Origin of the sequence: Dietzia sp. DQ11-44, assembly GCF_014145205.1 — a bacterium.
In the GTDB taxonomy this organism is placed as follows: Bacteria; Actinomycetota; Actinomycetes; order Mycobacteriales; family Mycobacteriaceae; genus Dietzia; species Dietzia natronolimnaea.
On the sequence record NZ_JAALEC010000169.1, the window covers coordinates 14,995 to 28,106 of the forward strand.

11 protein-coding genes are annotated in these 13,112 nt (G+C 59.8%); 4 read left to right on the top strand and 7 right to left on the bottom strand.

What is annotated here, in order from left to right; genetic code table 11:
* Window positions 1-1,119 precede the first annotated feature (1,119 nt).
* The 5 genes from G6018_RS05315 to G6018_RS05335 form a co-directional block, all read right to left on the bottom strand.
* Window positions 1,120-2,208, bottom strand: coding sequence for a glycosyltransferase (locus G6018_RS05315; RefSeq protein ID WP_182639019.1), 1,089 nt, complete (start codon window positions 2,206-2,208; stop codon window positions 1,120-1,122).
* On the bottom strand, window positions 2,209-3,264 hold the full coding sequence (locus G6018_RS05320; protein WP_182639021.1) for a glycosyltransferase family 4 protein: 1,056 nt from the start codon (window positions 3,262-3,264) through the stop codon (window positions 2,209-2,211).
* Window positions 3,261-4,127: an O-antigen ligase family protein gene (locus tag G6018_RS05325; protein WP_182639023.1), complete on the bottom strand. Its 867-nt coding sequence runs from the start codon at window positions 4,125-4,127 to the stop codon at window positions 3,261-3,263. The genes G6018_RS05320 and G6018_RS05325 overlap by 4 nt, the downstream gene beginning before the upstream one ends.
* Before the next feature lie 471 nt (window positions 4,128-4,598).
* Complete coding sequence (locus tag G6018_RS05330; protein WP_182639026.1) at window positions 4,599-6,446, bottom strand: nucleoside-diphosphate sugar epimerase/dehydratase; 1,848 nt, start codon at window positions 6,444-6,446, stop codon at window positions 4,599-4,601.
* Window positions 6,447-6,491: 45 nt separating this feature from the next.
* Complete coding sequence (locus G6018_RS05335; protein WP_182639028.1) at window positions 6,492-7,883, bottom strand: polysaccharide biosynthesis tyrosine autokinase; 1,392 nt, start codon at window positions 7,881-7,883, stop codon at window positions 6,492-6,494.
* Between the two features lie 255 nt (window positions 7,884-8,138).
* On the opposite strand from G6018_RS05335, the gene G6018_RS05340 reads away from it, so the two are divergent.
* Window positions 8,139-8,669: an ElyC/SanA/YdcF family protein gene (locus tag G6018_RS05340; protein ID WP_347237804.1), complete on the top strand. Its 531-nt coding sequence runs from the start codon at window positions 8,139-8,141 to the stop codon at window positions 8,667-8,669.
* A gap of 251 nt (window positions 8,670-8,920) precedes the next feature.
* Here G6018_RS05340 and G6018_RS05345 read toward each other — a convergent pair whose 3' ends face one another.
* Window positions 8,921-9,883 (bottom strand): Ku protein, encoded by a 963-nt coding sequence (locus G6018_RS05345; RefSeq protein ID WP_182639030.1) that lies wholly within the window; start codon window positions 9,881-9,883, stop codon window positions 8,921-8,923.
* 363 nt (window positions 9,884-10,246) lie between these two features.
* Between G6018_RS05345 and G6018_RS05350 the strand changes: the two genes are divergently transcribed.
* Together G6018_RS05350 and G6018_RS05355 are read left to right on the top strand one after the other, a co-directional pair.
* A complete protein-coding gene (locus G6018_RS05350; protein ID WP_182639032.1) occupies window positions 10,247-11,347 on the top strand; it encodes a leucine-rich repeat protein in 1,101 nt (366 codons plus the stop codon).
* Window positions 11,348-11,416: 69 nt separating this feature from the next.
* On the top strand, window positions 11,417-12,184 hold the full coding sequence (locus tag G6018_RS05355) for a sulfite exporter TauE/SafE family protein (RefSeq protein ID WP_241730962.1): 768 nt from the start codon (window positions 11,417-11,419) through the stop codon (window positions 12,182-12,184).
* A gap of 117 nt (window positions 12,185-12,301) precedes the next feature.
* On the opposite strand, the gene G6018_RS05360 is transcribed toward G6018_RS05355, so the two are convergent.
* Window positions 12,302-12,478, bottom strand: coding sequence for a hypothetical protein (locus G6018_RS05360; RefSeq protein ID WP_182618152.1), 177 nt, complete (start codon window positions 12,476-12,478; stop codon window positions 12,302-12,304).
* 196 nt (window positions 12,479-12,674) lie between these two features.
* On the opposite strand from G6018_RS05360, the gene G6018_RS05365 reads away from it, so the two are divergent.
* The coding region (locus tag G6018_RS05365; RefSeq protein ID WP_182639036.1) for a hypothetical protein at window positions 12,675-13,112 on the top strand (438 nt) is incomplete at its 3' end.

The window sequence follows — 13,112 nt, forward strand, 5'->3', positions numbered from 1 at the left end:
GGTTCTGAACATCTGGGCCGGCTCCCTCTACGAACGAACAGGCAAGTTGTGCCCTCTTACTTACATGATGGTTATAACCGCCCTCGCCCGCCGCGGTCGGGTTCTGTCTACAATTGGTGCGTGACCAAGTCCCCAAGCATCAGCATCGTGATACCTGCGCACAACGCTCGTCATACGATAGGGATGGCGCTTTCGTCACTCTACGGGCAAACCTTCGAAGACTGGGAGACAATCGTCGTTGACGATGGTTCTACCGACGGTACCGCCAATTTGGTCCGCGCCATTGGGGACAGCCGAGTCCGGATCATCAGGCAAAACCAATCCGGCGCCGCTGCGGCGAGAAACCGGGGACTCACAATGACTCGGGGCTGCTTTATCGGCTTCCTCGATGCAGACGACTTCCTATTCCCCGAGTACCTCGATCGAAGCCTCCAGATACTCGCTGAGTCTCCCACGAACACGCTTGTGACCAATAATGCCTACTTTCTCACTCCCGGAGGGATATCCCCCCGGCTTGTCCGACACGGGCAAACAATCCCTCGATCCCTACGGAAGCAACAGACCGCAATACTGCGAAGCAACTTCGTATCCATTATGAGTCTCTTCCCGCGCAAGTTACTGGAGGACGTTGGAGATTTTGATTCCTCACTAGAGCGCGCCGAAGATTGGGATTTTTGGATTAGGGCATCGTTTGCCGGGTGGCGAATTGCACACCAGAGGCAGCCTATGGCGTTCATCAATCGCACCGGTGAGTCGCTCACATCTGCGACCGAAAAGGTAGCTCGCTCTGAATCGGAGATTTTGCGCAAGACTGCTCGGTCGCAGCCCCTCACTCGAAAGCAATCGAATCAAGTAGCGAAGCGACTCGTAATCGGTGAGCCCTCAGAACTCAGGTCAGAATCTCTTTCAGCACTACGCTCTCGGGATTATCTTCGGGCGTCGAGGTTACACCTTACTGCTACCCAACTGGAAACTAGATCCCCACGAGCACTTGCACGAGCTCTAGCCTTCCGGATTGCCCCGCGGACAGTTGGTCGGTTACTAAGAAGAGGCTTGGTTTGACTTCGTTCAGAACGGTTCCCTCTGGATGCATAGACAATTCGGCTCTTGCCCGCCAAATCAGCTCAGATCTGTGAGCGATCGATAGAGTTGAACTGTTCGCCGAGCCACTTCATCAGGGTGCTGATCGGCGACCGACGCGCGTAGAGGCTCCCCGTTAGCCGGGATGGACCTCAGATTAATCAACGAAAGAGCCATCTCATTTATCGTAGACGTCTTTTCCAGTACCTCTCCAAATCGGGCGTCTTTCACTTGGCTCCTTGCAGTCCCAACATCCAAACACACCACTGGGCAGTTGGCAGCGAACGACTCTGCAATCGCAATAGAAGAAGTCTCGCGGAGCGAAGTCGAAACACTGGCCCGAGCAGCGCCCAAGAGCTTCGAAACCTCTTTTCGGGGAAGCGGCCCAAGAAACTGCACACGTGAGGAGAACGCTCTGGACGCCCGTTTACACTGATCGTAATACTCGCGGTCATCGATAGCGCCCACCACCGCGAGATTACCTTCCGCGCCCATCGATACGTATTCACCGAACATCTGGATGAGTTGTAGCTGATTCTTGCGCCGCATGATGTTACCAATCGCCACGAAGTCTTTACCCGGGTCACGCTCCACGCGAAAGAACTCTTCGGCAATCGGATTGGGAATCGAGACAGTCGGGACCCTCGACTCATCCGCAGCTAGCTTTGCTTCGGGAGAGATGGCCACAACCATAGATGCCCCACGAACGCCACTATCGAAAGCCAGCTTAAGACCGACGCCACGGATCCTCCCACCCAGGCCTGGATTGCGAATTCTTGACTCAAGGTGTGGGAAGCCATGCACAGTAAGGACGCTTGGGGACTGCATTCGAGTCAGCTGCGCCCCTAGATGAACGTGGAGCACCTCCGGATTCCACCGCTCAATCGCTTCCCTTAAGTCAGACGGAGGGCGCGGTAAAAGAGAACGCCAAGATGCCATAGCTGGTAGGCGCACAACGGAGTGATTCAGTTCCCATACGGCATCGGGATGGCCAGTGAATGGATCAAAAATTCGCACCTCTACGCCGAACCTACCAAGAGCCCAGGCCAAACTCTCTGCCGCCGCCTCGACACCGCCATTGGGGCGTCCAGCGAGACGGGGATATGGGGCAATCATTGCGACCCTCATTCAAACACCTTTCATTACCGACAGCATACGTGGTATGACATGGGCCGCGGTGTAATGATTCAGAACCCTCTCTTTCCCACCATTCAAGTCTTTTAGACGAGATGGATCTGCTACTAGATCTGCGACGACCCTCACAAAATCGTCGCCACCGTCGAGTATGGGATTGCGTAGGACTACGCCGGCGGCTGGTTCTGATCCCTCCTCCAGCATCTCACGACACGCCCCCACATCGGACGCGATAACGGGCAGCCCCAATGCCATAGCTTCTAAGACAACCATTGGAAATCCTTCATGGTGCGACGGCAACACCAAGAGATCACTCGCTTCCATGTAGCCAATCACAGCTTCGGACTCCACCTCACCCAGCAGAACGACGTTCAACTTGTCGCAAGAGGCTCTGAACTCTCGATTGATCGCTGGGTCGATGGGGCCCACGACAGTCAAACCAGTTCGTTTACCCAACGTGCTGGCTATTCTGACTAGGGTATCGCTCCCTTTTTCTTTCGAGACCCTGCCCACATATAGAACTGATCCAGTACCCGGGCTCGACTTAACCGATGAAGTGGGGCCATCGACGAAATTTGGGACCTTAATCGGCAATCGCCCGGTAATCTGATGAATCTCTCGCTGTGTCAGCCCATCTAGCACAACCACCTCCCCGGCCGCGAGTATTCCTTTCGTAGCCCATGCGCGGGATAGTGCGCCTTTCCCGACTAGACCCGAGACTAAGGAGCCGTGTACGTGGAGCACAGTACGGATATTTAAATTCGCACAAATCCTGAAAAACATGACGTCTCGCACTCGAAACCCAATAGAAGGCGCAACGGTAGCCCAGATCGCGTCATCTGAAAGGAGGGCGCAAGCAACTGCTCGAACCCAGACTACCGTGCCCGAAATTAACGCTAGGACCGCGCTAACCAAGTTGAGAGCCTGCGAAGGCCTTCGCAGAATTGGCGATGTGTCGATCACAGTTAAGGGAAGGGGCCAATGTTTAATTACTTGACGCGTCCAGCTCGTGATTCCACCTGTAGCACGCAAAGGTGCAAGAAGTATCATTGTATTTCGCACACTTTTCGCTTAAGTATTCCGTGGGAAGCCATTAGCGCGAGAAGAACCCAAAGAGGACGGCGGGCCTCAAGGGTCAGAGTTGAGGCCATAACGGCAATCGCAGCCGCTGCCGGAATCAGGGCGAGCGCCTGGGGGCTCATGCGGGCACTTTGGAAAACGAGCCAAACGAATCTGATCCACAAAAGCACGCCAATGACGCCCAACTCAAGCGCGATACCCAGGTAGACGGAGTGTATGACACCACTCGTCGCGGACTGGACACCCATCCAAGAGGGAGTCGCGCCAAAGCCTATTCCGCTCACGCTCGGAATCTCATCGGCCGCTAGTTGCCAGTAAAACTCGCGGTTGCTGAGTTCCCCAGAATCTAAAGCAGCCGGAATCGCGGCGACCCTTTCGGGAATGGCAACTCCGAGTGCCGGCGCAATATTCACCAACACGACCCCGAGGAGCAGAACTGTCGCAAGCGCCGCGAAACGCGCGCGCATCAGATGAAGAGATAGAAGCACTACGGCGGATGCCGCAACTGCCAATATGCCAGTGCGGGACCCTGTTGCGAGCATTGCCATAAGATGCAGGACCAGCAGCCCCAAAAATACAAGTCGTCTTAAAAGAGATTTCTTGCGACCTAGTATTTCGCTCAACAAGTACGCGGAGACAATTGCGATCAGCGCCGCAACGTCGTTGACGTTAGCCGTCAACTCTGCTCGGCCATCAATGTTCACCTCGGCGTTTATAGCCATCACCGACATGACCGAGGTTCCGACCAAGAGAGCTTGAAAGGCTTCTAAAACCCTTCCGGAAACGGACACCGCGACCGCTGCCCATGTAGCTACTGTCAAACTGAAAACCATTGCAGAAATGAAAGTTGCAGTCTGATCGACTGACCACAAGTACGAGGCGCAAGTGTAAAACAGGAGTGCAAGGACAGATAGCAGCATCCGACTGTTAAGTGAGTAGCTATATCTTGTAGACGACCCTGCAAGCAGTTCAACTATTACCACACCGATTAGCGCCAACGCCAACCAAAAAGATAACGAACGTCCAGCAACTAATAGGTCGATCTCGAATGGAACGGAAACCAAGTACCCGTAGGCGATCCACCGAGAGACGCGACCTGCAGGCATCGTCTGTGCAGGTGCCCTAACTCTGATCGAGTCAACATTAGTTGGGTGTGGTTGTTTCAAAACTGTCTCACCTTGGTCCAGCCTCATTCATGAGACCCAAGCAGAATATCCGGAAGCGGTGGAACGAATGAAGTGCGCAACTCGACTGAAAGCGTTGACGTGAATTGTAAGGCTATGCTAAGTTCCATCGCCGCCTCACTAGGGCCTATCGGAGCCGAAGTTCGCGTCCATCCATGCTCGGGCCGCATTGTGATTGTTTAGCTTTCTTACGTCCACCCAGTTCGTAGTCAGCGGAGGAACACGGACCTCGGATAGCGACTCATGCTTCTGGCCCATAATCGGCTCCTCGGCATCATCGAATAGTTCCTCGGCAAGTTTTTCGTTATTCCGTAGGCCTGTATACACTATTTCAATTTCTTTAGCTGACTGCTCGATCAGTGTCCGTGCAACGTCTGCAATCTTGATAGGCTCTCCCATATCCAGCACTAGTGTGTCGCCCGTGGAACCCACAACCGCTGCCTGGAGGACTAGCTGACATGCCTCTGGGATTGTCATGAAGTATCGGTTAACCTCTGGATCCGTGACCGTAACGGGGCCTCCATCCCTAATCTGTTTTTCAAATACCGTCAGCACTGATCCCCGCGACCCCAAAACGTTTCCAAACCGTACTGAGACGAACTTTGAGTTGGGAACCTTAACTGCAGATGCTGCCGTCAGACGTTCCGCAATTCTTTTGCTGATTCCAAGTGCCGAACAAGGGTTAGCAGCCTTGTCCGTAGAGATATTCACAAAGGCTTCTACGCCGCTCTTCTCTGCCGCAACCAAGAGGTTTTGCGTACCTATTACGTTCGTCTTTAGTGCTTCCAGCGGATAGTGTTCGAGTAGTGGCATGTGCTTAAGGGCCGCTGCATGAAAAACTATCTGAGGCTTTCGCTGGGCGAATATGCTTACAATCGACTCTTGATCTCGGACCGAGGCGAGTATGGTGTCGTCACCATCCAGCATTGCCTGATCGTTTATCGATAGTTGGACCGCATGTAGTCCGGACTCATCCCGGTCGAGCATCATTAGCTCTGCGGGCCTGAACCGAACTATCTGTCGACATAGTTCTGATCCGATTGACCCCCCAGCTCCGGTTACAAGTATACGTTTCCCGCGGAGGTATTCCGCAATCTGCGTTTGGTTAAGGTGAGCAGGCTTACGGCCCAAGAGGTCGTTCACATTGATTTCCCGTAACTCGTCAACAGCGACCCTGCTTCGCATCATCGAGTCGAGTGGGGGTAACACTAGAACGCGTAAACCCGCCGCTTCCGCACGGTCACGAATATCGATGATCTCGTCACTAGCAAGACTCGGAATCGCGAGAAGAAGGGTGGTTGCTCCCGTCTTACTCGCCAACAGTTCGAGTTGTTCTCGGCCGCCGTATACGCGCACACCTTCGATGACCATGTGACGCTTGCCGGGGTCATCATCTAGGATCCCGACAGTATTGAACTGGGAGACTGCGGATCGGCGGATTTGGCGAACAAGTTGGAGTCCGCCGTCTCCAGCACCAAAGACGAGTGCTCGCTCGGCATCTTCTGACACGCCCGCTCCAAATAGTCTCTTTCGGCGGACCAGTGATCTGAGAACGAGCGCCGTAAGCACTGCGAATGACCCGGTAACAATTGGAGTTGATCGCGGGACCCCGTCATAATCTCTGCTGACAATATGCCCGAGAAAGACCGTCAAGGTAGCTGCAGCAAAGACGAAGGTTAAAACACTAGATTCTAGAACGCTACCGGGAACGAATCTTCCACGGTACAACCCGGTGAACCATCCGAAAATCCAGGTAAGAACTATTAGTGCACCGAGGACTATGTAGGGCCGCCCCATCGCCAAGGACAGTCCCAGTTGATCCACCGAAAAGTCGTAGCGCATCCACAGGGCCACAAAGATCATTGCTGTCCATATGACTGCATCCACAAAGATCCACTGCGAGGCCCCGGCGCCAATCGATGAAGCTAGCGGTCTCCTACTGGGAGCGACTTGAGCGCTATCGGTCACCTTTCATCCTCCCTGGGACAACGAAACCTCTAAATGTAGAGCGCATCAGATCCGCTCTGCCGTTGAGGACTTCGACGAATAGTAGTACGAATCGTAATAGCTAGTAGAGCCCTTCTTGGCGGGCTTGTTGGCCACCGTCACCAATCCTAAGAGAGTCGCATCTGCCTTCCCCAAGTTGTCGACGGCTTGCGCTACCTGGTCGCTGGTGGTGCGGTGTGAGCGCACTACGAGCAGCGCGCCATCGGTGATTCGAGCGAGTAGTGAACCGTCAGTCACAGGCAGCAGCGGTGGGGAGTCGATGATGACGTAGTCATATTTGTCGCGCAAATCACTGAAGAGGTGTCGCGCTACTTCTGAGGCAAGGAGTTCGGACGGGTTGGGCGGAAGTGGACCGCACGCTAGGAGGTCCACGCCCTCGTGCCGCGTCTCTTGCACTACGTCCTCAAACTCGGCCTGTCCGGAGAGGACATTTGTTAGACCCACCTTGTCCGGCATCGACATATAGGTCACCACTAGCGGTCGACGGAGGTCCGCTTCGATCAGCAGAACCCGATTTCCCGCCTCTGCGAGGGCGAGCGAAAGGTTGATGGCGGTCTCGGATTTACCCTCCGTTGCCACCGAAGATGTGAGCACAAGAACGCGGGGAGGGTTGTCTACATTAAGAAACTGCAAGTTGGTTCGCAGTCGACGGAAGCTCTCAGCCGCCGGCGAATGTCCCTCCCGGAAGGGCACGAGGTGCTCGGCCCCCTTCTCCTTGTCCTCGTTTTTTCGGAACGGAATCGACCCCACAACGGGCTTGCCCGCGATTTCTTCCAACTGCTCCTTCGACTTCACCCGACGATCGAAAGTGTTGATTAGTAGTGCGATTCCGATTCCAGCCAGCACGCCTAGGAGGAGCCCGATCGCCGTATTCTGCTCGGTCATCGGAGCAACTGGTTCGATCGGAAGGGCAGGTGGGCTGACTACTGTTAGCTTGGCTAGGGCTGGGCCTCCACCATCCGGGATCTCGAGCTGGTTTATAGCTTCCGGGAGGACCTCGCCGTAGCCCTCCGCGATCCGGAGAGCGCGGTCTGGCACCGTATCGGTCACGGAGACGGACAGGAGGACCGTGTTGGCATCCGCGGTAGCGTTGGCAGCACTCGCTATTTCACCGGCAGTCAGGTCGACTCCAGAAGTGTCAACAACCTTCTGCGCAATATCCGAGCTCTTGACCAACTCCGCGTAGGACCTCACCCGCTGCTGCGCACCCAAAGAACCCTGATACGCCGCTGCGGCCGTGTCGCCAGCCGACACGGTGACATAGAACTGGACCCTTGACTGGTAACTGGGGGTGGTGAGCAGGCTGATTCCCAGCGCCAATAACCCTCCGACGAGCGTCGCAGCCACGATGACGATCCAGCGGGCACGAAGTACGGACAACAGGTCCCGCAGATCCACTCCAGGGTCCTTTCCTCGAGGCAGTCACAGACGTGACCCAGTTCACCTGACGAGACTCGGGTCAACCGCTGACACTACTTTGCTGAGCGGTCCTCAGCATCCTTCGTTCACGCGATAAACATTGCCTCATCAAGGGTTCGCCCCTCGGGAGACCCATCGGCCCTAGGGCGACTTCCAGGCCAACTCCGTAGTCTCGTTCCTGTGAGACGCCGATCCCGCCGCCGCAGAGCAACGATTGTTGCCACGACACTCTTTGTGCTGGTAGCAGCGGTTGCGGGCCTGTCAGCCGGCAGCGCAGTCCTTCACCCGCGCTCCGATTCGCCCGAACGCGCGGACGCAATCGTGGTGGTAGCGGGGGCTAACGACGACAGGTACGTCTACGCCCGTCACCTCGCCGAGGAGGGCGTGGCGGACCGCATCCTCGTCTCCCGGCCATCCGGTTCGACCGGGGCCTACGCAGACGTCCTCGACGCCTACTGCGCCTCCACTCCGGTCCTCGCGAGAGACGGCCGCAGCATCGAGATCGAGTGCTTCGCGCCCGACGTTGACACCACCGAGGGCGAGACCACCGCGGCCACTCGAATCGCCCGCGAACGGGGGTGGGACTCACTCCTCGTGGTGACCTACTGGGGTCACGTGTCGCGAGTCAGGATCTACTTTGAGCAGTGCTTTGACGGTGCCGTGCATGTGACCGACACGCCCCGACCGCTCTCGAAGTCGCGGAAAGACGCCCTCTTGCACGAGACCGGGGGGTATGTGAAAGCACTTCTCAGGCCCGCCTGCTGATCGTGGTAGAGCCATGAGAGCGCCCTGATAAAAGGCGAATCGCCAGCGGCCGTGGAGGGGGGTCCAACGGCCGCCGGCGACTCTGTCGCACGACGCACGTCCGCGACCGGGGGTGGTCAGCGTAAACCGCGCATCGAGGCGGAGTCGGCGACAACTTGAGGGGGTGTCAGTTTCGCCACCGACTGACCCCACTATAGGAACCCCCCGCCTACTTCACAACCGTCAGCTATCCGGCGGGGCCCCCGGGGGCGTCAGGCGGATTTCTTGGCAGGCGACTTCTTGGTTGCCGTCTTCTTGGCGGTGCTCTTCTTGGCCTGCGACTTCTTAGCCACAGCCTTCTTCGCGGGTGCCTTCTTGGCAGCGCTCTTCTTTGCGGGCTTCTTCTTTGAGCCGGAGTCCTCGTCGTCGTCGGACTCGTCGTCCGCTTCGCCGCCGCGGTCCTTCACACTCGCACGCAGGGCGGCAAGCAGGTCGGCCACCTCGTCGTCGCCGTCGTCGTCGCTGGCCTCTTCACGCTCCTCGACCGTGAACGCCTCTCCCCCGGCGGCCTTGGCCTCGATGAGCTCCTTGAGCTGGAGCTGGTAGTCGTCCTCGTACTTCTCGGGCTCGAAGTCCGCGGCCATGGTCTCGATCAGCGAGGCCGCCATCTTGACCTCCTGCGGCCGGACCTTGGCCTCCTTGTCCAGGCCCTCCAGGATCGCCGGGCGGATCTCATCCGGCCACAGCAACGTCTGCAGCATCAGGATGTCCTTGTACACCCGCATCGCACACAACCGAGTGCGGTTACGCAGCGTGAACGTGCAGATCGCCAGCCGGTCCGTGGACTCCAGCGCCTCGCGCATCAACACGTACGCCCGGTTGGAGCGCGACGCCGGCTCCAGGAAGTAGGCGTTGTCAAAGGCCACCGGATCCACCTGGTCGGCCGGGACGAACTCCGTCACCTCGATCTCGTGAGACTGCTCCACCGGCAGGCTCGCCAGCTCCTCCTTGGTGAGGATCACCATCTCGCCGTCCTCGGACTCGTACGCCTTGGCGATGTCCGAGAACTCGACCTCCTCGCCGTTGTCGTCCCGCACCTTCTTGTAGCGGATCCGCACGCCGTCCTTTTTGTCGACCTGCCGCGCGTGCAGATCGTGGTCCTCGGTTGCCGAATACACCTTGACCGGCACGTTCACCAGACCAAAGGAGACCTCGCCCTTCCAGATGGATCGCATGGAGAAAGTATGCGCCACCACCGGGCGAGGCGCCGCCGGTCGGGGAGCAGCCCGACTGAGTGCGCCAGGGCAACACGCCGTCGTGCCTGGAGTGCGGGGCGGCCCACCAATTGATGCGCAAAGCCTTACATTTCTTATGAACGGCGTTAAGATCAGGCAACACCGCTGATCCCTCACGGGCACTCCGGCCCCTCCTCGGTGTGATGCTCACCCAGGGAGACCCCCATGCACCCCTCACCGCCCACCGCTGCCAGAGCAACCCGCCGCGGCCTCGCGCTCCTCTCTGCAGTGCTGCTGAGTGCAACCGCACTCACTCAGCTCTCACCAGCGCGCGCTGCCGCAGCGCCCGCCACCATCGACGGTTTGACGTACGTCGCGACCCCGGGCAACCCCACTGCCGGAGCTACCGTCACGTCCTGCGGGACCGCCGGCCCCACGGTCAGCGTGCCGGACACCGTCACCATCGAGGGCGTCGACTACGCCGTCACAGCTATCGGCGACTATGCGTGCGACAACCGGCACCTCACCTCTGTGACTCTGCCCAGCACCCTCGCCTCGATCGGGTACGCGGCGTTCTACGGCAACCAATTGGGATCGCTCACCCTGCCGGACACTCTCACCACCGTCGGCGGGCACGCGTTCGCCCAGAACCACTTGACGTCGTTGACCATGTCTTACAGTCTCACCACCATCGGCTACCACGCGTTCGCCGAGAACCGGCTCAAGTCGGTCGCCCTCCCCGAGAGCCTCACCTCCGTGGGAGCCGGTGCATTCCATATCAACCATTTGGAATCGATAACACTTCACGATGGTCTTACGGCCATCGGCGCTAACGCGTTCAGTGCGAATCGCCTGACATCGGTCGCCTTACCCGAGTCTCTCGGCACCATCGGCAACTGGGCTTTCGAAGCGAACCGGTTGACGTCAGTCCTGCTGCCCGACAGCCTCACTTCCATCGGTGAAGGTGCGTTCGGCTTCAATCCCGAACTGACGCAGGTCCGGTTCACCGGACCGGCACCGGCCACGATCACCGGAGCCGACCAGCAATACCCCTCTTTGGGGACCGCCGCGGGACTCACCGTGGCGTTCCACGCCCGATATCAGGGGCAGACGCCTCAACAGGGCTTCACCACCCCCGAGTGGCACGGCTACACCGCGATGCCCGCCTACACGCTGACCTTTGACACCGGTGTCAGCGGGTCGATTGTCGAACCCGAGATCGTCTGGCCGGGTGCCCCCCTGACCATGCCGGCCGATCCGGTTCGCCCGTCGCACGTCTTCACCGGGTGGTTCACGCAGCTCTACCCGAAGCGACCCTTCGATCCCCAGGCGCCCCTCACCTCGGACCTCACCCTGCGAGCCGGCTGGAAGTACTCCCAGGACTCGACCCGACCCCCACTCGTGAGCTCGACCTCTCTGAACCTGGGCAGCCTCGGCGCCCTGGAGGCCGTCCCCGGAGACTGACCTCCCCCGGGCCTCCACTCCCGGGTGACCGACGGCACGCGTCCAGGCGCACCTGGAATGCTGTTCCCCATGCCCGCCGACCTCGGTCCCCTCCTCCTGATTGTCGCGGCGGCGTCCGTCATCCTGGGTACGGTCCTGCAGCGGGTCAGCGGGATGGGGGTCGGGCTGGTGGTGGCACCCACCCTCACCCTGCTCCTGGGGCCCGTCGCCGGAGTGCTGCTGACCAACCTCACCACCACCGTCTCCGCCGTGCTCATCGGGATCACGCTCCGCCGCAACATCGACTGGCGCCGGTACCGCCACCTCGCGCCCCTGATCGTCGTAGGGTCCGTGCCCGGCGCGCTCCTGGTGGGCGCCGCCGACCGCAGCTGGCTCGAGGTGATCATCGGGGCCGCCCTGATAGGCACGCTGCTCATGACGGCCCTCGTGCGCATCCCGCCCGTCAGCGGCGCAGTGCCGGCCGCGGTGGCCGGGACGGCCGGAGGGTTCCTCAACACCGCCGTGGGCGTGGCCGCGCCCGCGATGCTGGTCTACGCGCAGGCCACCAACTGGGGCCAGAGGTCCTTTGCCGCGACCCTGCAACCGATCTTCTTCACCATGGGTTTGACCTCGGTCATCACCAAGGTCGGCCTGGGCGCAGCGCCGATCTCCGGACTGCCGCCGCTGCCGGTGATCGGGCTGGTCGTGGCGATGGTGCCGGTCGGCCTCCTCCTCGGCGGACTCGTGGCGAAGCGGGTCACCGCGACGGCGGGACGCAGGGTCGCCGTGGTGGTGGTGACGGCCGGCGCCCTCGCGCTCCTCGTGCGAGGCGTCGGGAGCGTGGCCGGGGTGATCTGAGTCGCAGTGGGCCGGACCGCGGTGGGAACGCAGAAAGACCCCGGGCCGCGGGTGCGGTCCGGGGTCTTGGGTCCGAGGTCTGCCCGGCCTTTCAGCTGGTCAGGAGAGACCGACTTGTCAGGAGATGCCGCCGAGGAGGTCGGTGGGCAGCATTCCGGTCAGCGAGTCGGCGCCGCTGCCGTTGCCACTGCTGGCCCCCTGGAGCAGCGAGCCGAGGCCGAGCGATCCCAGAATGGGGGCCGCGAGCGATCCGATAGCGAGGGAGCCGAGCGAGCCGAGTGCATCTGAACCCATGGTGGACGTCCTTCCGGGCGGGTGCGTGTGGTGAGGTGGCGCCGTTGGCGCCTGCCCGGCCGATGGTAGCAGCGGTGTGGCGCACACAACACCGGTGAACGAGGGGCGCGATAGGTCCGGACTGCGCCGTTCGAGGTCGACGCCGGTTTCCGATATGACGGCTCCACAATGGTCTTCCGTCGTCCAGAATCGTCTCGTGAGAGAAATCGATCTTCCCCGCCCCGACACGATGGCCCCACGGTGGTCCGCACTGGCCGCGGTGCTCGCCGCGTACGGGCCGCGCTGGGCGGAGTCCGCCTACTCGGACGGCTCGACCTGGCACTACGACGACGGCGGTGGCAACTGGGCCGACATCCGCTTTATCGGTGACGGGCGGGCAGTGCTTCTCGGCCACGACCACGAGTACTCCGAGACGTACTTTCGATCCGCCGCGGAGTACTTCGGGGAGCCCGAGACCGACCTCCTGGCCGGCTGCCCCCCGTGGTGGGCGGAGGCGATCGGTGACTACCTCGAGCGCATCGATACCCACGGCATGTGGATCGGATTCATCTACGGATACGACTGCGGCACGTGGACGCGCGCCGACTACAGCGCCGACGACGGCTTCACCTCCCTGAACCTGCCGCTCCTCGAC

Coding starts and splice junctions, on each gene's coding strand:
- G6018_RS05315 (WP_182639019.1), bottom strand. CDS start 2,208: ATGAGGGTCGCAATGATTGCCCCATATCCCCGTCTCGCTGGACGCCCC.
- G6018_RS05320 (WP_182639021.1), bottom strand. CDS start 3,264: ATGATACTTCTTGCACCTTTGCGTGCTACAGGTGGAATCACGAGCTGG.
- G6018_RS05325 (WP_182639023.1), bottom strand. CDS start 4,127: ATGGTTTTCAGTTTGACAGTAGCTACATGGGCAGCGGTCGCGGTGTCC.
- G6018_RS05345 (WP_182639030.1), bottom strand. CDS start 9,883: ATGCGATCCATCTGGAAGGGCGAGGTCTCCTTTGGTCTGGTGAACGTG.
- G6018_RS05355 (WP_241730962.1), top strand. CDS start 11,417: ATGCCCGCCGACCTCGGTCCCCTCCTCCTGATTGTCGCGGCGGCGTCC.
- G6018_RS05360 (WP_182618152.1), bottom strand. CDS start 12,478: ATGGGTTCAGATGCACTCGGCTCGCTCGGCTCCCTCGCTATCGGATCG.